Here is a 21,755-nt window from a genome sequence, read left to right as displayed (position 1 = left end):
GTGACCGCCGACCTCCGGGATGGGCTTGTGGGATCGACGGCGAAAATCGTGGGTCCCTACGGGCAAAAGGACTTGGTGTACGCCGACTATGTCGCGTCAGGCCGCGCACTCCGTCAGATCGAGCGCTTTGTGCTTGAGGAGGTCCTGCCGTACTACGCCAACAGCCACACGGAAGCCTCGTATTGCGGAGGCTTCATGACCCGCATGCGTCGGGAAGCGCGCGCCCAGATCGGTCAATTCTGCGGGGCCACCGAACGGCATGCCGTGATCTTCACCGGCTCCGGCGCTACGTCGGGGATCAACCGCCTCGTCAAGCTATTCGGGGTCGCTGAAGCCGTGGCAGCGGGCAAGCGCGCTCGGATCATTATCGGTCCCTATGAGCATCCTCCAACATTCTGCCCTGGCGCGAGAGCGGAGCAGAAATCGTGGAAATCGCTGAGGATACGTCTGGCGGGCCGGACTTGTCTCAGCTCAAGGACGCGGTTGGCGGGGGGTCGTCAGATCTGACGATATGCTCGATGTCCGCGGCCTCGAACGTCACGGGCATCACCAGCGATGTGGCGGCCATCACCGTGATCGTGAAGGCCGCCGGCGCAAAGATGATCTGGGACTATGCGAGCGCAGGTCCTTACCTGCCGATTTCCATGTCGCCCGCCCCAGATGCCGAGATCGACGCAATAGTTGTTTCGCCTCACAAGTTCCTCGGAGGCCCCGGCGCTTCCGGCATCTTGATCGTTCGACGCGACGGATCTTCGACGAAGACGCCGTCGTGGCCAGGTGGCGGGACGGTGAAGTTTGTCTCCCCGAAGACACACGATTACAGCGACAGCCTGGAATCCCGCGAGGAAGCCGGCACGCCGAACGTGATCGGCGACATACGAGCCGCGCTGGCCTTCATCGTCAAAGATGCGATCGGACTCGACGCGATAACAGCGCGCAATCGCGAGCTGGCGCGTCGTGCTTTTCGCGCATGGAAAGCCCTGCCGCGGCTGGAGCTCCTCGGTCTATCGGATCCTCAGCGGCTTCCGATCTTTTCCTTCCGGATCAAAAACGGAAAGGACGGCTACGTCCACCAGCAGTTGATCACGCGCATGCTAAGCGACCGGTTCGGGATCCAGGCGCGCGGTGGCTGCGCCTGCGCCGGCCCGTATGTTCACAGACTGCTGTCGATCGATGACGAACAGTCCGAGGAAATCAGGCAAGCCATTCTCTCCGGCGACGAAATGAAAAAGCCGGGATTCACCCGGCTGAATTTCAGCGTTCTGCTGCCGGACGAGAAGGTGCAGTTCATACTCGATGCCTTGGCGCAGATTGCGTCCGACGCAACGGACTTTGAGCATGACTACGACCTCGATCCTGGCCGGGCGATCTTCTTCCCGCGAGCCGCAGTCGAGGGCATCGCCCATGCAGCAGCCTGAAGTCGCCGGCTTCTATGATGCACGGACGGGCAGCATCCAACATGTCGTTGCATGCCCGAGTTCACGAAGATGCGCCATCATCGACCCCGTACTCGATTTCGACGAAAAGTCTGGCTCGACAGCAACGACAAATGCGGACGCGATCCTCGACTACATCAACAGCCGCAATTTGAAGCTCGAGTGGATCCTGGACACCCATCCGCATGCCGATCACTTTTCGGCCGCGGGTTATCTCAAGGCGAAAACCGGCGTGCCGACAGCGATCGGCGAGCGCGTGAAGCAAGTGCAGCGGATCTGGCAACGGATCTATAACTTCTCGGATCTCCCGTGTGACGGCTCACAATGGGATCGGCTGTTTTGCGACGGCGAGACCTTCAACATCGGCGAGCTGGAAGCGCGCGTCATGCACTCGCCAGGACACACCTTGGCGTCGATAAGCTATGTCATCGGCGATGCAGCGTTCATTCACGACACACTTTTCATGCCCGATAGCGGCTCCGCCCGGGCAGATTTTCCAGGCGGCAGCGCAGCTGATCTGTGGCAGTCCATCCAGGACGTTTTGAGCCTACCCGACCGGACGCGCCTCTTCACCGGGCATGACTACAGGCCGGGAGGGCGCCAGGCTCTGTGGGAGAGTTCGGTAGCGGAGCAGAAAGAGAAAAACCCGCATGTCGCCGGTCATTGTCGGAGTACGTTCATCAGGCTTCGAGAGGCCCGAGACAGGACATTGCCAATGCCAAAACTCATATTGCATGCCCTGCAGGTCAATATCCGCGGAGGGGAACTGCCTCAGGTCGAGGAAAATGGCCGGCGTTATCTGAGGATACCGCTCGACGCGCTGCCAGCATCGGTCTGGGATTAGTTGACGAATTGGATGGCTCTCTCCAGCAGTTCCTGCCCGCGATCGGTTTCAGGATCACTGATCGGGTGTACGCTCGGTCCGATTGGCGGAGGCGAGTCGATCCTCGCTACGCCCTATTGATGTACGTCGTCGGAATGAGCAATCCTCGGATTGCGCTCTCGGAGGTGATCGCGGCAAGCAATTGCGGTGGCGCGTCTGCAACACTATTATCGATCGGAGGGGATATCTCGGATGTGGGATAGGATCATAAACCTTCGGATATCGAGCCACACCTGGGAGGTAATTCTTTTGGGGACGAAAAGCTTGAGGCGAACCGCAAGTAGCCGATGTATGTACTGGTGATTTGGCGCGATTCCAGTCGACTAGAGCAATTTGATAGGTGCTCCAGACAGGCCGGAACTACCGAAGGCTGATCGCGGCTTTCATGTTCCTCGCGCGCAACTAAATAGCCGGATTTGGCGCTCCTAACTCGTTCCCATGGCCGGCACAGTTGACTGCGGGCGACCCGGGCAGCGATCATAGCGATCGCCCACCAAAATCACCGCTTGTTCTCCCGTAGCGCTCTTGGTGTTTGAACGCGATGCCCTCAAACATAGATGCGACCGGTCTTGCCGCATTAAGGCGCGGACGTCTAAGTTACACGACGCGAATGCCAGTCCACATCGTCGAGCGGAGAAGAGCCTGCAAATGCTCGGCCAAGTCGAGTTCACCGCGCGCCTCGATCTTCAAAAGATATCGTGCCTTGGCCCGGCGATCACCTTCCCTGACCGCAGTCCATTTCGTGGATCGCCTTGCCGAACGCAGTGTACATTGCCTTGTGCGCTTTGATCAGCGCCCGCAGATCGCTGGACGGTTCCTGGTCCCAGCGTCGCGGCTCTGTGGCGAGAGCTGTTGCCGCAACCGTCGAGGCGATAACGGCGCTGCCGGCGTTGAGAAGCAAGGCGCGGCGATTGATCCTGGACATGGTGAACTCTCCTCTTCACTTCATGGCAGACTGCCAGATCGGTGCCGTAACACCGGCCCGGCCGCGCTCTCACCGTAGCACGGCTGCCGGCGCATTTATGTCAGGATGGATGGCAGGGTTAGCCGCGTTACAGCCAGGGCATGGCAGGAGCGACCGCGCGGATCGGCATCTCGCGAAACCGTTCGATCAATTGTTTCTCCTCGGCACCGCCACCAAAGAAGATCGCGGTTGCCGAAAAACTCCATCACTTCGAAGATTGCTGGCCCTTGCCGTCCGCCGGAGACGGCCAAAGAAACCGGCTCTTCTCGAGCCGTTTTGCATACAGCGACATGCCGAGCCTATCATGCCAGATAATCTTGATCAGATTGCCGCAATTATCGACATTCTGCATATGGTTTCCGCTTTGCGACGGTTGCCTATCGCTGGCATCCGTTGTTTGGGAGCACGTTGCAGGTTTCGCCATTTCGTCGTGGGAAGGCGTTGACGTGCATCTACACGGAGGAGCGTCCTGACCTTTGCCGCGAACTCCCGAATTGGATGTTCGACGCCGGCTACTGCGCGGGCATGACGCTTGGGCGACCCGAAATCGGCATCGAGGGTCTCAATGAATTGACGATCGTCCTGCCGGCGCTCGGCGCGAATCGCAAGCAAGGCGCACAATCCCGCCCTTCAAGGAAGAAGGAGAGGGACGGTGCGAAGAAGCCGATATCACAATCGCGCGCAGCTCATCCTGCAGCTGGAGCGTCAAATTCCTCATCCGCCAGTGGGCAAAAACACAAAGGGACTGGTCGAGACATTGGCCGACCTTCTGCTGGAAGCGCTGGCGGCCGAAGCGGATCAGGGAGGCGGTGATGAACCCGAAGATCACGCCTGATCACCTCGCCCGCTCGGCGGTAGTTTACGTTCGTCAATCGACCATGTCGCAAGTGACGGGCAATCTGGAAAGTCAGCGCCGGCAGTATGACCTGGCGGGAGCCGCAGAAGCGGTCGGCTTTGCATCGGTGACGGTGATCGACGACGATCTTGGCCGCTCGGGGTCCGGCCTGATGCAGCGACCCGGCTTTGAGCGGCTTGTCGCCATGGTCTGCTCCGGCGATGTCGGTGCGGTCTATTGCATCGAGGCGTCACGACTGGCGCGTAACGGACGGGACTGGCATCATCTGATTGACTTGTGCGCGCTGGCCGGCACGCTGGTCGTCGATCCGGATGGCGCATACGATCCGCGGCTCGTCAACGACCGCCTGCTGCTTGGGCTGAAGGGAACGATGTCGGAATACGAACTGAGCCTGATGCGACAGCGCGGCATCGCCGCCCGTGACTCCAAGGCCAAGCGTGGGGAGTTCCGCTTCATGCTTCCGCCAGGCTTCTGCTGGAGCGAGGCCGATAAGGTCGAGATCGATCCTGACGAGCACGTGGCCGACACCATCCGGCTGGTCTTCGCGAAGTTCCGCGAGTTGGGCAGCGCGCGGCAGGTCTTCTTATGGCTGCGATCGGCAGACATTAAAATGCCCGTGGTCCGGCGCAATGTCGAGGTTTGCAAACTCGTCTGGAAGCCTCCCGCCTACCACAGTGTCATGCAGATTCTTCACAATCCGCTTTATGGCGGCGCCTACGCATTCGGCAGAACGGCGCAGCGGACACGGATTGTCGAGGGGCGCGCCCGTAAGGCCAGCGGCTTCAGGAATTCTCGCGACGAATGGCATGTGTTGTTGCGTGACAATCATCCTGGTTACATCAGCTGGCAGGAATACGAGGAGAATCAGAAGCTCCTGCTCGAGAACGCGCATATGAAGAAGAACTGTGCGCGCAAATCTGCACGTGGAGGCCGCGCCCTGCTCACGGGATTGATGCGTTGTGGGCGATGCGGACGAATGATGCGCGTCTTCTATGGCATGGCGAAAGGCAACGCCCATCGCTACCAGTGCCGCGGCGATGATGCCCATGTCGGCGCTGGCCTGTGCATCGGCATTGGCGGTCTGCGGATTGATCGCGCCGTCGCCCTGCAGATCCTAGAAGCCGTCTCCGATCGTGCCGTGGAAGCCGCGATCTTTGCTTCGGAGCAGGCCGAGCGTTCGCGAAAGGACATCGTTGCCGCCGTCGAGCGGGAGCTGGAAGCAGCCCGATACGATGCCTCGCTGGCCGGGCGTCGTTACGAACTGGTCGACCCCGCCAAGCGCCATGTCGCACGCGAACTCGAGGCTCGCTGGAACGATGCGTTGGACCGCGTGGCCACACTGGAGCGCCGGATCGCGGAGCTGTCGGCTCTGTCGGCGACACGCCCAAAGGTCGATCGCGCCCGTTTGCTTCAGCTTGCCCACGATCTACCGGCGGTATGGAACGCACCCTCAACCGACACTCGGACCAAGCAGCGCCTTATCCATATCCTGGTTCAGGAGATCGTATGTGATCTCGATGAGGCGACCAACGAAGCCGTGCTGCTGATCCATTGGACCGGCGGGCGTCACACCGAGGTGCGTGTTGCCCGCGTCAAGACCGGCCGTTGTCCAGATATGGCGCCGAGCGCCGTCGAAGCACTGCGCAAACTCGCCGGACACTGGCCGGACCGCGAGCTTGCCGTATCGCTCAACCGGATGCGCTGCAAGACCGGCGATGGCGAGACCTGGACGACGGTGCGCGTGCGCGAAATGCGCGAGCGGCTCGGCATACCCGGATACGATCCAGCCAAGGCTGATGGCGAAATGATCAGTCTGATGAAAGCCGCCGAACGGCTTGGCATCTGCGTCGGGTCCGCGAAAAGCTTGGCTCTCAAGGGCATCCTGCCGGCGAAACAGATTCTGCCCGGTTCGCCCTGGCTGGTCCCGGTTGAAGCACTCGCTTCAGAAGCGGTACGCATAGGGGTGCAAGGTATCGTCGCTCGTCGACCGAAGTTCTGCGAGCAATATCAATACGATAAAGTCGTCCGACTGCCCGGACTCTGACAAGGGGATGCATTATGAAACGAACTGCACTGACCGGATCAAGCTGATCTTCTGGGACGGCACCGGCGTCTGCCTCTATGCCAAGCGTTTGGAGGATGGGGAGTTCCGCTGGCTGAAAGTGCATGACGGCATGATGCGGTTGACGGCCGCGCAGCTCTCGGCGCTACTCGAAGGTCTCGACTGGCGGCGCGTCCATGAGGCGCGCCGGACCCGCGTTCCAGCCCAGGCCGGCTGACCCGCGACGAAGTGAATCAGTCTGGATTCCGCTGTCGCGGGCTGTCGGCGAATATGGTCTGATCCGCTCATGGCGATGACGGCTGACCAGCTTCCCGACGATCCGGACGCGCTGAAGGCGATGGTCCTGGCGCGCGACGTCGAGAATGCCCGCCTGATCCAGATCATCAAGGAATTGCAGCGTCATCGCTTCGGCCGTCGTGCGGAGACGCTCCCCGAGGATCAGTTGCTGCTAGGGCTCGAAGAGGCCGAGCAGATCGAGGCCGCCGGTGAGAAAGCGAAGGAACAATCTGCTCTCGCCGAGCGCCAAGCAAAGGCCACGAAGCGCCGGGCGAACCGCGGCGCGTTGCCACTCCATCTGCCGCGCACGGAGATGGTCGTCGACGTCGAGGACCATGCCTGCCCGTGCTGCCGCAATGGCCTGCACCGGATCGGCGAAGATGTTAGCGAGCGGCGATATCGTGCCGGCGCAGCTGCGTGTGATCGTCGTGCGCCGGCCCAAATAGCCGGCGGTCGCGTATTTCCACAGCGCCACCAGCAGCTTGCGGGCGAGCGCGACGATCATCGCCTTCTTGAGGCGGCCGCCGTTGCGCGCCACCCGTTCGCTGAACCAGCGGGCCAGGCCCGAGGCCGGCTGATGGCGCAGCCACAGCCAGGCAAGCTCGACCATCGTCGTTCGCAGCCGCGGATTGCCTGCCTTTGACACGCCTTGTTCGTGATCGATCGTGCCGCTCTTCCATGGGGAAGGTGCCAGTCCCGCGTAGGCGGCCACCTGCCTGCGGTTGTTGAAATGCCGGAACAGCCCTTCGGCGTGGAGGATCGTCGCGAATTCCGGCCCGATGCCCTTCAGCTTGAGCAACATCGCCGCCGGCGTCGAGGCGTCCACCGCCGTCGCGGCGAGCAGCGCGTCGCGCTCGGCCTCCATCGCCTTGATCTGGCCGAGCAGCAATTCGAGACGGTCAAGTTCGCGGCCGATCTGGGCCTTCATGCGGGCCGGCAGGGCGCGGCCATCGCCGGTCCGCAGTTCTTCCAGGCGATCGCGGCGGTCGCGGCGCAAAGGCTCGTAGTCGCGGATGCCCTGGCTGAAGAGCAGGCCTTTGATGCGGTTGACGTGCTCGACCCGTTCGGCGACCAGCGCTCGCGGTTGGTCCGGCGGCGATCCTCATTCTCGGGCGTCGGCACCCGGACCATCGAGCAGACGCGCGGCTCACCCCGCTTGACGGCCAGCAGGGCGCGGATCGAAGGCCGAGCGTCCGATCGCTCATCTCGCAGGCTTCACTGGAATCCTGCAGGTCGACGGCTATGGCGGCTATCGTGTGCTGGCCGACAGGAGCGGCGTGACGCTCGCCTTCTGCTGGGCGCACGTTCGCCGGCGGTTCTATGAATTGGCCGTGTCCGGACCGGCGCCGATCGCCAGCGAGGCGCTGAGACGGATCGCCGAGCTCTACAGAATAGAGGACGATATCCGTGGCCGATCGGCCGATGAACGCCGTGCGATGCGTCAGGAAAATAGCCGCGCTATTGTCGCCGATCTTGAACTCTGGCTGCGCGAAAAGAGTAAGGCGTACTTGCCTTCTCCGACATCGACGGGACCGGCATTTCGTCGGGAGATGCGGTGACTGTCGGAATCCGACCGGAAAACCTCCACGTTCTCGAACCGGCAAACGCCAGCCAGCCATCGTTCCAGGGTCAGGTGCGGCTGGTTGAACATCTCGGGCGGGAAACGGTCCTCTACCTCGACGCCTCCCCCCTTCAGGCGACCAATTCGGACAGCGGCACAGGCAATTTCACCGTCCAGCTCAATATGGTATCGCCAATCAGTGTCGGCGCCCGACTGACGGCCGGGTTCGAGATCGCCGACGCTATCTCTTCGGGCCCGATGGCCGCACCTTAACGCCGGGCAAACCCGTCCCCGCAACCTGACCCTTCAATCCAAGAGTATCATTCGCATGCAGCGCAAGACGCCCGCTCCGCTTTCCGTTTGGCGGCCCCTCAACCTGGACCGCTTCCTGCTGGGAGCACCGCATTATCCCGAACATGTCGACGAAACCTGCTGGCGGCGCGATGCCGAGCGCATGGCTGCGGCCGGCGTCAACACGGTGCGGATGGGTGAACGGGCAATCGAGGGTTCTCGGCGCCGCTGGTATCGACACGATCATGTGAACGCCGACGGCGACGCCGCCGCGCTGGCTGACCATCAACTATCCGGAGGTGCTGCGCGTCGATGTCCACGGCCGCCCGCAAGTCATGGCTCGCGCCAGCATGCCGACACCACCAGCCCGGTGTTCCGCGGCCACAGCCGCCGCATCACCCGCGCCATGGCCGACCACTACCGCAACAATCCTCGCGTCATCGGCTGGCAGACCGACACGAGCTCAACACGACGGTTTCGGAGTCATTCTCACCCGCCACGCGGCTGGAGTTCCAGAAATTCCTGCAGCACAAATCCGGCGCGATCGACGCACTGAACTTCGCCTGGGGTGGCCATTTCTGGGCGACGGCCTATGACGATTTCTCGCAGATCGAGCTGCCGCGGCCGCTTATGCCGTCCTATCCGAGCCCCGGGCATGTACAGGACTACCACCGGTTCCTGGCTGGGGCGACGGCGGCTTTTCAACACGACCAGGTCGAGATCCTGCGCGCCACCAATCCGGGCTGGTTCATCTTCCACAATCTTGGGCAACTCGCCGATATCGATTTTCGTGGGCCGTTCGGTCAGGACCTCGAGTTCGGCTTCGACATCTTTCCGATGCTGTACGACGAGATGCGGCGCACCGGCGGACATGCGGCCACACAGGCGCTGCACCTCGATATCTGCCGCGCATGACGATCTTGATGTCGGAGTTTGCGCGACGCTGGAAAATATTCCACAGCAATTTCAAAAGGTTACATGTTATTTAAACAATCGAGTGGGCGACCCCTAGCTGACATTTGCGTCAGATATTCTCCGGGGTGACTATTTCGAAAGGTATGGACCGCTGAAGAGTAGCTAAGGGCGCCTGTGGTCCAATGACATCAATCATTGTCTGTACAAGAAGGGCCGAAGTGGCTTCAAGGGGGTGGCAGAGAGCTGCTGTGATCAAGCCCTCGGACAGTCCTTTTCGGGTTTCGGGGCCAATGTCACGACATACCACCTTGATACCCGCTCGCCTCTCTGAGGACACCTCCCTCAAAGCACGAAGTACACCGGTAATTCCGCCACCGACGATCAGAATTCCCACAAGATCGTCATTCGTCTTAAGCAACTCGGCCACCATTCGATAAGCCTCGTTCGATTCCTCGTGGGTTGGGCGGCTTTCCTCCACTGTGAGCCGCGGAGCGTGTTCGCGCAAATACGAACGGAAACTGGCGTCTGAGACGTCCTGGCATTGATACCGATGGTTTCCTATGAAAACCGCAATACGACCCGGTCCTTGAGTGGTTTGGGTGATCAGGAAGGCCGCCGTGCGACCCAGCTTCCAATTGTCTGTGCCAACATAAGCTGCACGTTCCGGTGCGGATTGATCCGTAATGTAAGAAACAATCGGTCTTCCCACTTCCGTCAGTGAGCGGATCGCCTGGCCAATAATTGGGTGATCTGCCGCGACCACCGCAACGGCGTCGCATGAATCGCCGAGCGCAATCAGCCGGCTCGCGATTGTCTCGGGTGTCAGCAGATCGACGAAGTCGACTACTGAATCGATGACCTCATCCCGACGCTCACGACAGGCGGCAATAATCTTCTTCCCGAACAACTGATAGAGGTCGCGGGTCGACTGCTGAAGCAGGAAGCCTAGTCGGTAATGTGGAGATATCTTACGAGCCCGATCATCAATGGCTCCGATTCCGTAAAACCCAATCTCTTCCGCTGCGCTTTGAACGCGTTGGACGGTTTTCGGGCGAACTGAAACGGTGCCACTCAGAATTCTGTTCACAGTCGCCACCGAAACGCCTGCCGCGGTAGCGAGATCGTGGATTGTCGGCCGCGTCTCTCGCGATCGGGGGGATTCTTCGCACATTCACCTCATGCCCCGCACGAGGGGAGCGGCGTGGCGCTTACGGTGATCGAGCAGCTCTGATCTTTCTTCGCCTTGGCGGCCGCCGGGATGCAGTGCCCGAAATCACGGGCGCCTGACGCACGAGATCGACGACGCGCGATTGATGAATCGAAAATTAGCGCTCAAGCCCCTTGAGCCAACGTTCGGAGTCGATCCGATCCGGTTGAGAGTATTGGTCGGCATTGTCGGCTCTGCCGCGGGCAAGCAAATACTCGACGACACGGATCGGCTTGAACTCTTCCTTCAGAACGGCAATAGCCTCTTTGGGGCGGGCCCGGCCACACATAAACACATCTAATGCCGCATAGCTGTGCTCTGGCCAAGTATGGATACTGATGTGAGATTCCGCCAATACCAGTACGCCTGAGACACCCTCGGGTGAAAACCGATGGAAGTTTGAAAAAAGTATAGTGGCTCCAGCGGACTGTGCGCTTTTCGTAATGGCTGTTTCGATAAAAGCGGGATTGCCAAACCTGTGCCGCCGAACAGATCGACAATATAATGGGCGCCAGCGCAGATCACGCCGTTAACTGAAACAAAGCTACCTGCACCGCCTTCGCGATTGTGCGACATGCTAAAAGCTCCAAAATATCGAAGGAGATCGCTCAGCTATTTTTCTGGCCGACCCAAACGAAAATGGCGTCGTAAAGTGGGTCCCGCTGTATCTCGATACGACGGCATTCCAGCGGGGTGAGCCCCGCATTCTTCATCGCGCTGGCTATCAGTTCGATGCTCAAATACGAATTGTCGTGCCCATCCTTCTGCGCAAATGACTGCCGCCTTGCCCAATCCGCTCCGATAGTTCGGCCCGTGGGTGCAAGGTGATCAGCGATGTGCTGGAAGCAATCGTCGTACGCGTCAGCTGTCCCCGAAATCGCTAGATTACCGAAGGCAGTGATCAAGTCGTATCGGTGGCTGTCCATCCAACTTGGCCACCGCTTCAGGCAGTCGAAAATCAAGAACTCGGCAAAGCGCTCGCGAAGCTGGTTGACCGAGTGATTGGATATTTTGAAATGATCGGCTACCCAACCGTAACACTCAGGAAGCGGTTGATTGCTCCGTACGAAGTTCGCTAGCACGCTAAGGGCTTCAGGCGCGATGTCGCAGCAAGAGAGGCGATTGACTCCCTTGGTTGGGAGATACCAGAACAGCGTCGAAGTTCCAGATCCCAGATCGAGAGCATTTCCCATAACGCCCCATTCCGCCATCGCCTTCAAAATATCCTCGGCCCCTTGGCCCTTGATGAAGGGGCCGGAGAAATACTCCGTCAGATAGGTCTCAAAATAAGCTCGGACGGACGGACGCATTGGAACCAACTGCAGGTCTTTCGTTCGAAAGGCATCACGGTCGTTCTGGAACCCTCGGCCGAGTTCCCACATAACCCCGGACGGGGGGAGCTGATCGTCCCGAATGTCGGTAGTTGCGCTGAGAAGAAAAATCATTCGGGCGTCGTTCGGCTGGTACCAGTTGCGTCCGTAGTCGCCGAACACCTTTTCAACCTTCAATCCAGCATCGACGCAAAGCGCCGTGAACTCGTCGACGCAGTAAGGCCTAAGTCGAATGGTCGTCTCGGTCTCGTCGATGGCCGTCTCAGTCTCACGAATGTGTCTGAACGACACGTCGACTGTGCCGTCACAATTGTGTTGCTGCATACGATGACGAGACAACGTGAGCCTGGCGGCTAGCGGGCGCGTCCACTCAAAGCGCCAACTGCCATCAGGGGCAGTAGGATCGAAATAGTCTGGCTGGAGGTAGGCCTGTTCTGGCCTGACCTTTGCGAAAGACGATAGGTCGATCATCAATGTCCCATCGTCCGAGAGGTGCCGTCGCAGCGCTTTGAGCGACTGCCGCGCCTGGGACAAGTCCACCAACAGCTGAAATGCCTCTCGGGGCACGAGGATAAGGTCGAACCGCTCTTCGAGGTCCAACGTCCGGAGATCCCCAACGAGTGCTGACACATTGTTGACGCCGAGTTTTTCAGCCTTTTCTGTCAGCCGTTCGACCATAGCCGGTTCGTTGTCGACAGCGACTATCGAACATCCGCTTCGAGCCAAATTAAGCGCGTTACGCCCGACCCCACACGGAATCTCAAGGACCGAGCGCGTAGAACCACCAACAAGACTGGCGAGAAAAGCATGGTCTACAGTGTCCGTATATTCGACATCGTAGTACGCGGCCCGTTCTTTATATGATATCTTATGCCGCATCGCCATGGCCGCCCCCTCACGCGGATTTCTTGGCCAATGCATCGATCAAGGCAAAGTCGCTAATCACGTGCGGATGGATGATCTCACCGTTTTCAACAAATTTGCCCTTTTGGGAAACCGAGTCCTGGAAATCCTTAAGGAAAATCGATTTGCCGAGACTAATAAGATAACGCGTATGGTTTGTGGTTGCCCCGATCGACGCCGTCTGATGCACGTGAGCTGGCATGACGGGATCCTTGTAGTGCCAAACGCCATGCACCTTATATGGTGCCGCGCCCATCCAGGTGAATGTATGGGCCGTCGGGATGTATCCTGCTCCATAGCCGCAAGTGACGTCGATGATCATCGAGCCTTCCTTCATCTTCTTGACGAGTTCGTCTGTGAGCATCGCTGGTGTATCGTAGGTCGAAATCAAAGTCGCTCCGATCACCAGGTCGGCGTCGGGTATCTCTCGCTCCAGGGCTTCTTGCGAGACAATCAGGCATTTGACGTTCGAGGGAACGGTCCCCTCAAATCGGCGGAGGCTTTCCTCGCGGTAGCCAAAGACAACAACTTCGTTTCCGAGACCTGCGGCTGTTCGAGCAGCTGCTGCGCCGACATTTCCATGCCCGATGACGACGACTTTCGGCGGCTTCATCCCCGGTAGGGAAGCCAGCATTATGCCGAGCCCTCCCTGCGTCGATAGCAGGTGATGGGCCCCAAAGAGCACAGCCAATTTCCCGCTGATCTCGCTATCGGGCGTCATGAGCGGAAACGAACCATCTGCGGCCTGAAAGTACTCATAGCTATAGGCTGTCACCCCATGCTCGCGCAGGTGGTGCGTTAGCTCGTAGTTTTCGCCTGGGTAAAAGTATGCGCCAATATGCAGCGGGCGGCACAGGTACCGCCGTTCGGCGACGCTCGGAAACTTATATTTCAAGAGGAATGGAGAAACTGTCCAAGCCTCGTCTGTTGAAACGATTTCGCCCCCTGCCGCCTTGTAGTCCCCATCAAACGCTCCCGAGGCGGCTCCGGCATCATGCTCAACGTAAACCTTAAAACCGGCCTCGACAAACTGTCGAACACCTTGCGGAAGCATGATAACCCGCTTCTCGTTGTCGCGGGTTTCTTTCAGGATAGAGACCGAGAGTTTATCTGTCATATTGGTACTCTTCATTTCGAGATTTTGTAGAAGTGTCGCGCTAGGCCCCTGACCTGCGTCCTGGTTAGATTCGAGCTGTTCGTCGCGTTTTAGGAATAGCGTCAGCCGCACCAGCAGACTGAGAATTCCCACCTAACGCTGCGAAAGCGTTAGCGGACGATGCAGGGCTTTCATTCGGCAGGAGCCTGCAGCAGCGCTTCGTCTGATCTTCTCAACCTTCCGCATTCTCTTCCTCCCGAGCCCGCTCATAACGCTGAGCATTTCCTGACCGATCTCCGTCGCCTCGACGCTTGCGGTATGGGAAGCTCTGACCCGAGCTCTTGCCTGATATTCCCGCCCGCGGTCCCTTCACGTCCAACCTCAGACGGCGAGACAATGCCGACTATTGTGTTTCGCCCGATCGTCAATGAATTGCTTCAACTCGGCTCGCCACATAATCAGTCCCCGTGGCTCGGCATGGTACGCCTGCAGATCTTCAGCCATCTTCAGTTGCTCCGAGCAATTCAGGCCAATTGCCATCGTCATCTCCCTTGGTTTGCGGGCAATTGCCGTCACGATGGCTTCCCAAAGTTGATGTGCAAGTGACGTGCCATCCTGATGATGTAGCTCCGCGCTGATACTCAAGTTGGGCCGGCGCGCCTTCTCCCCGCGCGCGTCTTCTGTTGTTGCTTTGAGGGCTTCGCACGAAATGCAAAACGTTCGACTATAATGCGTCCGTTCGATAGTGGACAGTTTGGGCCAAAGGCCACAATATTGTTTGCATCGGTCGAGACACCATGGGAGCGGCGCCGGCTTGAGCGCTGCCGCCCAAGCCGCTTCGAGGGCATGCCGCTCATCCATCTCATCTGCTTTTGGACCGATTTTGACACAAAACTTTCTCTCCGGTGCGCGACACCCAGGCTGGAGCGCGTATGTTGACATAAAGATGTCTTTATGTGAATTGGACACTACTGTCGTCTTGAGGATGAAAATGTCGCAGAATTCTGCATCGCTGGACGCATTGTTCGGCTCCGTCGCGGCAAAGCCCGACGAGTCGGAAATGCTTGCTGCGCTGACCGCAGCGGTGCACGAACGCATCCTCATCCTTGACGGCGCCATGGGCACGCAGATCCAGGGCCTCGGGTTTGACGAGGACCATTTCCGGGGTGAGGCCTTCGCCGGCTGTGCCTGCCACCAGCAGGGCAACAACGATCTGCTGATCCTGACGCAGCCTGGGGCGATCGAGGAGATCCACTATCAGTACGCCATCGCCGGCGCAGATATCCTTGAAACCAACACCTTCTCCTCGACCTCAATCGCCCAGGCCGATTACGGCATGGAGGATGCGGTCTACGCGTTGAACCGCGATGGCGTGCGACTGGTGCGCCGCGCCGCTGTTCGTGCCGAGCAGGAGGACGGCAAGCGCCGTTTCGTCGCCGGCGCGCTCGGGCCGACCAACCGCACCGCCTCGATGTCGCCAGACGTGAACAATCCCGGCTATCGCGCCGTGACCTTCGACGACCTGCGCCTTGCTTATGGCGAGCAGCTGCGCGGCCTGATCGACGGCGGCGCCGACATCATCCTGATCGAGACGATCTTCGACACGCTCAACGCCAAGGCGGCGATCTTCGCCTGCAACGAGATCTTCATCGAGAAGGGCGTGTACCTGCCGGTGATGATCTCCGGCACCATCACCGACCTGTCCGGCCGCACGCTGTCCGGGCAGACGCCGACCGCCTTCTGGCATTCGGTGCGCCATGCCAGCCCCTTCACCATCGGCCTGAATTGCGCGCTCGGCGCCAACGCCATGCGCGCGCATCTGGCCGAGATATCCGGTGTCGCCGATACGTTCACCTGCGCCTATCCGAATGCCGGCCTGCCCAATGAATTCGGCAGGTATGACGAGAGCCCGGAATTCATGGCCGCGCAGGTCGAGGATTTTGCGCGGGAAGGGCTGGTCAATGTCGTCGGCGGCTGCTGCGGCTCGACACCCGATCATATCCGCGCCATCGCCGAGGCGGTCAAAAAGTATCCGCCGCGCGCCATTCCCGAGATCGAACGCAAGATGCGCCTGTCGGGCCTGGAGCCGTTCACGCTGACCGACGAGATTCCCTTCGTCAATGTCGGCGAGCGCACGAATGTCACCGGGTCGGCCAAGTTCAGGAAGCTGATCACGGCGGGCGACTATGTGACCGCGCTCGACGTGGCGCGCGACCAGGTCGCCAATGGCGCGCAGATCATCGACATCAACATGGACGAGGGCCTGATCGATTCCAAGAAGGCGATGGTCGAGTACCTCAACCTGATCGCCGCCGAGCCGGACATCGCCCGTGTTCCTGTCATGGTCGACAGTTCCAAATGGGAGATCATCGAAGCCGGCCTGAAATGCGTGCAGGGCAAGCCGCTGGTCAACTCCATCTCTATGAAGGAAGGCGAGGCGGCATTCCTGCATCATGCCAGACTCGTGCGCGCCTATGGCGCGGCGGTGGTCGTCATGGCCTTCGACGAGGACGGCCAGGCCGACACCAAAGCGCGCAAGGTCGAAATCTGCACCCGCGCCTACAAGCTTTTGACCGAACAGGCCGGCTTCCCGCCCGAGGATATCGTCTTCGACCCCAATGTCTTCGCCATTGCCACCGGCATCGAGGAGCACGACAATTACGGCGTCGACTTCATCGAGGCGACGGGAGAGATCACCGGGACGCTGCCGCATGTCCATATCTCAGGCGGCGTGTCGAACCTGTCCTTCTCGTTCAGGGGCAACGAGCCGGTGCGCGAGGCCATGCATGCGGTGTTCCTTTACCATGCTATCCAGGCGGGCATGGACATGGGCATCGTCAACGCCGGACAGCTTGCCGTCTACGAATCCATCGATCCCGACCTGCGCGAAGCCTGCGAGGATGTCGTCAACAACCGTCAACCGAAAGGCGGCGGCACCGCCACCGAACGCATGCTGGAGATCGCCGAACGCTTCAAGGGCACGGCGGGCCAGGAAGCCAAGGAGCGCGACCTCGCCTGGCGCGAATTGCCAGTTGCGCAGCGGATCAGCCATGCGCTGGTCAACGGCATCACCGAATTCATCGATGCCGACCCGAGGAAGCGCGGCTGGCCGCCGAGCGCCCGCTGCATGTCATCGAAGGCCCGCTGATGGCCGGCATGAACGTCGTCGGCGACTTGTTCGGCGCCGGCAAGATGTTCCTACCGCAAGTGGTGAAATCGGCGCGGGTGATGAAACAGGCGGTGGCCGGCTTGCTGCCGCATATGGAGGCCGAGAAGCTGGCCAATACCGCCAATGGCATCGACAATGGCGAGCGCCAGACGGCGGGCAAGATCCTGATGGCGACGGTGAAGGGCGATGTCCACGACATCGGCAAGAACATCGTCGGCGTCGTGCTGGCCTGCAACAATTACGAGATTATCGATCTCGGCGTCATGGTTCCGGCGGCAAAAATCCTGCAGACGGCGCGAGAGCAAAATGTCGACATCATCGGCCTGTCCGGCCTGATCACGCCCTCGCTCGACGAGATGGCGCACATGGCCGCCGAGATGGAGCGCGAAGGCTTTGACATTCCGCTTTTGATCGGCGGCGCGACGACCAGCCGCGTGCACACGGCGGTCAAGATCCACCCGCGCTATGCGAAAGGCCAGACCGTCTACGTCACCGACGCCAGCCGGGCGGTCGGCGTGGTGTCGTCCTTGCTGTCGAATGACAGCAAGGCGAAGTATGTCGACACGTTGCGCGCCGAATACAAGAAAGTCGCCGACGCGCATGCCCGGTCCGAAGCCGACAAGCAGCGGCTGCCGTTGGCCAAGGCGAGGGCCAATGCGCATCGGATCGATTGGTCTGAATATGAGCCGCCGAAGCCGTCCTTCACAGGTGTGAAGGTCTTCGAGAACTGGGATCTCACGGAACTCGCGCGCTACATCGACTGGACGCCGTTCTTCCAGACCTGGGAGCTGAAAGGGCGCTATCCCAAGATCCTCGAAGACGAAGCGCAAGGACCCGCCGCGCGCCAGCTGTTCGAGGATGCGCAGGCGATGCTGAAGCAGATCATCGCCGAAAAATGGTTTGCGCCACGCGGCGTCATCGGCTTCTGGCCGGCCAATGCCACCGGCGACGATATCAGGCTGTTCACGGATGAGGGGCGATCGCAGGAGCTGGCGACCTTCTTCACGCTGCGCCAACAACTGACCAAGCGCGACGGCAAGGCCAATGTCGCATTGTCGGATTTCGTCGCGCCGGTGGACAGCGGCAAGCCCGACTACATCGGCGGCTTCATCGTCACGGCCGGCATCGAGGAGGTGGCGATCGCCGAACGATTTGAGAGGGCCAATGACGACTATTCGTCGATCATAGTCAAGGCGCTGGCCGACCGCGTCGCTGAGGCCTTCGCCGAGCGCATGCACGAGAAGGTGCGCAAGGAGTTCTGGGGCTATGCGGTCGACGAAAAGCTGGCGCCGGACGAGCTGATCGGCGAGCCCTATCGCGGCATCCGCCCGGCGCCCGGTTATCCCGCCCAGCCCGACCACACCGAGAAGGCCACACTGTTCCGGCTGCTCGACAGCGAGCGCAATGCCGGGGTGAGCCTGACCGAAAGCTATGCGATGTGGCCCGGCTCGTCTGTGTCGGGGATCTATCTGTCGCATACCGAAAGCTATTATTTCGGCGTCGCCAAGGTCGAACGCGACCAGGTTGAGGACTATGCACGCCGCAAGGACATGCCGCTCGCGGAAGTGGAGCGCTGGCTCGGACCCATTCTCAACTATGTGCCAGCGCACTATGCCGAGGCTGCGGAGTAGTGGCGGCAAGCTCTGCCGTCTTACGCTCCGAGCCGCAACTGCCGTTTCTGTATCATGGAAATGAGGTCCCGGATAAACGCTCAGGTCATAGGAATGTCAGCTGAGGCACAATTTCCATTCACGCGTTTCCGGCCGCCTCGGCGATGGCCATATCCCTCGCGCGCAGGAAGACGCTCTCCATCCGCCAGTGCTCGTTGGTGTAGCGGGGGTCGTGTGCCCATTCGTCCCAGCCATGATTGCGGCGGAATTCGCCGAGCAGGCCGGAAGCCAGGATCTCGTCCTTGTCGACTGGAGTGGCGTTTTCACAATCGGGCGCGACGTAGATCGCGTCTTCCCGGCAGTAGAGCTCGCACATGAAGCAGGTCTGGCAGTCCTCCTGCCGGGCGATGTGCGGCACATTGCTAGACGATTTCGAGCACGTTGGTCGGGCATACTTCGACGCAGGCGTTGCAACCCGTGCAACGCTCGGCGATGACGAGTTCGATCATGATGCGAGTTCCAATGTGGCCGTAATCTGATCTCGTCCAGACCTTGTCCAGGCGGTTCCGTCGCAAACTCCAGCTGAGGTCGCAAGGGCGGGTTGAGCGTCACGCGGCGCTCATGCGGCGAGCATTTCGAACTGCTTGGCAATGGAGGGCGTGGGATTGTAGGCAAACCTGGCCTGTCGTTTGCGCATCATATGAACCATCTCGATGCCCGAGAGGATAGTTTCGGCGGTTGTGGTTGACTCGCCGAGCATGGACCGGACGCGGCGCTTGATGCACCTATGATCCTGTTCGATGCGGTTGTTGAAATACTGGCTCTTGCGGATTCTGATCGACTTCAGTGCTCGTCGCGATCGATCCCGCAGGCGATTTTCAAGATCGCAAGATCGGATGGCCTCGTGATTGGTCTGGCTGCCGTCGATGGCGATACGTTCCGGCCTGCCATGGCGCTGCAGGGCCTTCCGTAAGAAGCGTTTGGCCGCCGGCAGGTCACGGTTCTCGCTGAAAAAGAATTCGACCGTATCGCCGAGGCTGTCGATAGCACGATAGAGATACATCCATTGGCCTCGAACCTTGATGTAGGTTTCGTCCATGTGCCATTTTCCAGTGACGCTCCGCTTGCGCCGGTTGAATCGGTCCAGCAGCTCAAGCGAGAAGTGCACGACCAAGCGGTGGACAGTGGAATGGTCGACGTGAATGCCGCGCTCGGCCATCATCTCTTCCAGATCGCGCAGGCTGAGATTGTAGGCAAGATACCAAAATGGCGGCCTTTGAACATGACAAACTCCCGGAAAAAAGAGCAAGCATCATGCAGCAAATGACCTTTCCGAAAAGGTTGCGACAGAACCTTTCTATCGCTACCCCATTCGTTCTGAGGCGAACGAACCGGGTGATGGTGGAAATACAACCGTCTTGTTCCCGTTTAGGAAAACTCGGCCATGGATGTGGGCGTGTATCGCCCGTGCCAAGGCCTGTGCTTCAACGTCACGACCCAAGCTGACGTAATCCTCATTGGACTGCGCATGTGTCACCCGAATGATGTCTTGCTCAATGATCGGCCCCTCATCCAGATCGGCAGTGACGTAATGAGAGGTCGCGCCGATCAATTTCACTCCGCGTTCATACGCTTGCTTGTAGGGATTGGCGCCCTTGAACGAAGGAAGAAACGAATGGTGGATGTTGATAATGCGGCCGGACATCTTCCGACACATTTCATCCGAGAGAACCTGCATGTAGCGAGCTAGAACGATCAGCTCGGCCTTGGTCTCGGTCACTACAAGCATCTGCTGGGCTTCCGCTTCGGCTTTATTTTCCTTCGTTACCATGATGCAGTGAAACGGAATGTCGTGATTCACCACGACCTTTTGATATTCCATGTGATTGGAGATCACCGCCACGATATCGATCGGGAGAGCGCCAATGCGCCAACGGTAGAGGAGATCGTTGAGGCAGTGGCCGAAGCGAGAGACCATGACGATAACTCTTCGCTTCACGGCCTCGTCAAAGAATTCTGAATCCATCGCGAAGCGCGATGCGATTGGATCGAAGCCGACGCGGAGCTCGTCCAGGTTTCGCCCACCTTCAGACCGGAAGCTCACTCTCATAAAGAAGTTGCCAGTATCAACATCGTCAAACTGCGCACTGTCCGTGATGTTGCAAGTTTGATCAGCGAGAAAGCTGGAGATCGCAGCCACTATGCCCCTGGTGGAACGACATTTCACGCGAAGTGCAAATTTCGACATTGTTCGTTCCTCAGTTGTTTCGCGCCGCCAAGGTGTGACGGAATGCGGAAAGGGTATTCGCGAGCAAACACGCGATTGTCATCGGACCCACGCCGCCTGGGACAGGTGTAATTGCTTGAACGTGAGCAGCCTCTGCAAATGCGACATCGCCAACAAGGCGCGGCTTTCCGCCTTGGGTCACCCGATTGATACCTATGTCGACGACAACCGCGCCTGGCTTGATCCAATCACCTCGGATCATTTCTGCGCGTCCGACCGCGGCGACTAGAAATGTCGGCCATCCTGCAGAGAGCCGGAAGTTCGCGGGTCCGCGAATGAGCGACTGTTACAGTGCAATTCTCAGCCAGCAACAGTTGGGCCATTGGTTTGCCGACGATATTGCTTCGTCCAACTATGATCGCGTGGAGACCAGCTAAATCGCCGAGACGATGCTTCAGGAGCAATAGGCAGCCGCGAGGAGTGCACGGAACGAACCCTTCTTGGCCGGTCGCCAGCCTGCCGGCATTCTGGACATGAAACCCGTCGACGTCTTTGGTCGGATCAATCGCGTTGAGAACCATGTTCGGATCAATCTGAGACGGCAATGGTAGCTGTACCAAAATGCCATGCACAGAAGGGTCCTGATTCAATTCATTAACGATTGACAACAGGTCGTCCTGATTGGTGTCGGCTGGAAGTTTGTGTTCAAAGGACGCCATACCCACCGCAAGCGTCTGACGGTGTTTGTATGCGACATAGACAGCACTCGCTGGGTCTTCTCCCACTAAGATCACTGCCAAGCCCGGCACTTTTCCGGTTGCCGATCTCAGCGCAGCTACATCGGCGGCAATCTGCGTGGTAAGGGTGTTTGCGACTGCTTTTCGTACCCATCCGGTGAAGACCGCAGACGTGTATCCGGCGGCCATGAGGACCTGAGCACCGCGGTGCCGGCGTCAAGTTTTTGATGG

Annotated in this window: 16 protein-coding genes and 7 pseudogenes; 9 read left to right on the top strand and 14 right to left on the bottom strand. The window is 59.5% G+C overall.

The window, feature by feature from the left end:
* Window positions 1–1,418, top strand: a pseudogene (locus NKI58_RS24565) (aminotransferase class V-fold PLP-dependent enzyme).
* The gene (locus NKI58_RS24560; RefSeq protein WP_023680896.1) at window positions 1,405–2,280 is read left to right on the top strand and encodes an MBL fold metallo-hydrolase; all 876 of its coding nucleotides are present in this window, start codon (window positions 1,405–1,407) and stop codon (window positions 2,278–2,280) included. Before NKI58_RS24565 ends, NKI58_RS24560 begins: the two are co-directional and overlap by 14 nt.
* Window positions 2,281–3,034: 754 nt before the next feature.
* On the opposite strand, the gene NKI58_RS24555 is transcribed toward NKI58_RS24560, so the two are convergent.
* The 3 genes from NKI58_RS24555 to NKI58_RS24545 form a co-directional block, all read right to left on the bottom strand.
* Window positions 3,035–3,244 (bottom strand): hypothetical protein, encoded by a 210-nt coding sequence (locus NKI58_RS24555; RefSeq protein WP_023680898.1) that lies wholly within the window; start codon window positions 3,242–3,244, stop codon window positions 3,035–3,037.
* Window positions 3,245–3,488: 244 nt separating this feature from the next.
* Entirely contained in the window at window positions 3,489–3,635 is a 147-nt protein-coding gene (gene tnpB, locus NKI58_RS24550) for an IS66 family insertion sequence element accessory protein TnpB (RefSeq protein ID WP_023680899.1), read from the bottom strand.
* Between the two features lie 210 nt (window positions 3,636–3,845).
* Complete coding sequence (locus NKI58_RS24545; protein ID WP_156937518.1) at window positions 3,846–4,112, bottom strand: hypothetical protein; 267 nt, start codon at window positions 4,110–4,112, stop codon at window positions 3,846–3,848.
* On the opposite strand from NKI58_RS24545, the gene NKI58_RS24540 reads away from it, so the two are divergent.
* The 3 genes and pseudogenes from NKI58_RS24540 to NKI58_RS24530 form a co-directional block, all read left to right on the top strand.
* Window positions 4,096–6,183, top strand: a complete 2,088-nt coding sequence (locus tag NKI58_RS24540; RefSeq protein ID WP_352718502.1) for a recombinase family protein — start codon at window positions 4,096–4,098, stop codon at window positions 6,181–6,183. The genes NKI58_RS24545 and NKI58_RS24540 overlap by 17 nt on opposite strands.
* A gap of 7 nt (window positions 6,184–6,190) precedes the next feature.
* The gene (gene tnpB, locus NKI58_RS24535; protein ID WP_352718505.1) at window positions 6,191–6,418 is read left to right on the top strand and encodes an IS66 family insertion sequence element accessory protein TnpB; all 228 of its coding nucleotides are present in this window, start codon (window positions 6,191–6,193) and stop codon (window positions 6,416–6,418) included.
* A 69-nt stretch (window positions 6,419–6,487) separates the two neighbouring features.
* Window positions 6,488–6,920 (top strand): annotated as a pseudogene (locus tag NKI58_RS24530) (IS66 family transposase); the annotation flags it as partial.
* A 2-nt stretch (window positions 6,921–6,922) separates the two neighbouring features.
* Here NKI58_RS24530 and NKI58_RS24525 read toward each other — a convergent pair.
* Window positions 6,923–7,653: pseudogene (locus NKI58_RS24525) on the bottom strand (IS110 family RNA-guided transposase); the annotation flags it as partial.
* 5 nt (window positions 7,654–7,658) lie between these two features.
* On the opposite strand from NKI58_RS24525, the pseudogene NKI58_RS24520 reads away from it, so the two are divergent.
* From NKI58_RS24520 to NKI58_RS24510, 3 genes and pseudogenes are all read left to right on the top strand, one after another.
* Window positions 7,659–7,973: pseudogene (locus NKI58_RS24520) on the top strand (IS66 family transposase); the annotation flags it as partial.
* A 59-nt stretch (window positions 7,974–8,032) separates the two neighbouring features.
* The gene (locus NKI58_RS24515) at window positions 8,033–8,311 is read left to right on the top strand and encodes a TOBE domain-containing protein (RefSeq protein ID WP_352718508.1); all 279 of its coding nucleotides are present in this window, start codon (window positions 8,033–8,035) and stop codon (window positions 8,309–8,311) included.
* 55 nt (window positions 8,312–8,366) lie between these two features.
* Window positions 8,367–9,238 (top strand): annotated as a pseudogene (locus NKI58_RS24510) (beta-galactosidase); the annotation flags it as partial.
* A gap of 115 nt (window positions 9,239–9,353) precedes the next feature.
* Here NKI58_RS24510 and NKI58_RS24505 read toward each other — a convergent pair.
* The 5 genes from NKI58_RS24505 to NKI58_RS24485 all read right to left on the bottom strand — a co-directional run bounded on the left by NKI58_RS24505 (window position 9,354) and on the right by NKI58_RS24485 (window position 14,642).
* Window positions 9,354–10,415: a LacI family DNA-binding transcriptional regulator gene (locus tag NKI58_RS24505; protein WP_031213459.1), complete on the bottom strand. Its 1,062-nt coding sequence runs from the start codon at window positions 10,413–10,415 to the stop codon at window positions 9,354–9,356.
* A gap of 154 nt (window positions 10,416–10,569) precedes the next feature.
* A complete protein-coding gene (speD, locus tag NKI58_RS24500; RefSeq protein WP_198023679.1) occupies window positions 10,570–10,971 on the bottom strand; it encodes an adenosylmethionine decarboxylase in 402 nt (133 codons plus the stop codon).
* An 88-nt stretch (window positions 10,972–11,059) separates the two neighbouring features.
* On the bottom strand, window positions 11,060–12,661 hold the full coding sequence (locus tag NKI58_RS24495; protein WP_245274899.1) for a methyltransferase domain-containing protein: 1,602 nt from the start codon (window positions 12,659–12,661) through the stop codon (window positions 11,060–11,062).
* Window positions 12,662–12,677: 16 nt separating this feature from the next.
* Window positions 12,678–13,934, bottom strand: a complete 1,257-nt coding sequence (locus tag NKI58_RS24490) for an NAD(P)-dependent oxidoreductase (RefSeq protein WP_023680904.1) — start codon at window positions 13,932–13,934, stop codon at window positions 12,678–12,680.
* 228 nt (window positions 13,935–14,162) lie between these two features.
* The gene (locus NKI58_RS24485) at window positions 14,163–14,642 is read right to left on the bottom strand and encodes a hypothetical protein (RefSeq protein WP_023680905.1); all 480 of its coding nucleotides are present in this window, start codon (window positions 14,640–14,642) and stop codon (window positions 14,163–14,165) included.
* A gap of 130 nt (window positions 14,643–14,772) precedes the next feature.
* Between NKI58_RS24485 and metH the strand changes: the two are divergent.
* Window positions 14,773–18,581: pseudogene (gene metH, locus NKI58_RS24480) on the top strand (methionine synthase).
* Between the two features lie 118 nt (window positions 18,582–18,699).
* On the opposite strand, the gene NKI58_RS24475 reads toward metH, so the two are convergent.
* From NKI58_RS24475 to folD, 5 genes and pseudogenes are all read right to left on the bottom strand, one after another.
* Window positions 18,700–18,978, bottom strand: coding sequence for a hypothetical protein (locus NKI58_RS24475; protein WP_023680280.1), 279 nt, complete (start codon window positions 18,976–18,978; stop codon window positions 18,700–18,702).
* Window positions 18,979–18,982: 4 nt separating this feature from the next.
* The gene (locus tag NKI58_RS35610; protein WP_502895652.1) at window positions 18,983–19,069 is read right to left on the bottom strand and encodes a 4Fe-4S binding protein; all 87 of its coding nucleotides are present in this window, start codon (window positions 19,067–19,069) and stop codon (window positions 18,983–18,985) included.
* 110 nt (window positions 19,070–19,179) lie between these two features.
* Window positions 19,180–19,869 carry an IS6 family transposase gene (locus NKI58_RS24470; protein WP_352853788.1) on the bottom strand — a complete coding sequence of 230 codons (690 nt, stop codon included), beginning with the start codon at window positions 19,867–19,869 and terminating at the stop codon, window positions 19,180–19,182.
* Between the two features lie 54 nt (window positions 19,870–19,923).
* Window positions 19,924–20,808: a formyltetrahydrofolate deformylase gene (purU, locus tag NKI58_RS24465; RefSeq protein ID WP_352808726.1), complete on the bottom strand. Its 885-nt coding sequence runs from the start codon at window positions 20,806–20,808 to the stop codon at window positions 19,924–19,926.
* A gap of 10 nt (window positions 20,809–20,818) precedes the next feature.
* A pseudogene (folD, locus tag NKI58_RS24460) lies at window positions 20,819–21,713 on the bottom strand (bifunctional methylenetetrahydrofolate dehydrogenase/methenyltetrahydrofolate cyclohydrolase FolD).
* Window positions 21,714–21,755: the final 42 nt, after the last annotated feature.

This window comes from Mesorhizobium sp. M0522 (assembly GCF_040321085.1).
GTDB lineage: Bacteria > Pseudomonadota > Alphaproteobacteria > Rhizobiales > Rhizobiaceae > Mesorhizobium.
The sequence above is the reverse complement of the archived record's forward strand: the minus strand, read 5'-3'. Positions and strand labels throughout refer to the sequence as shown.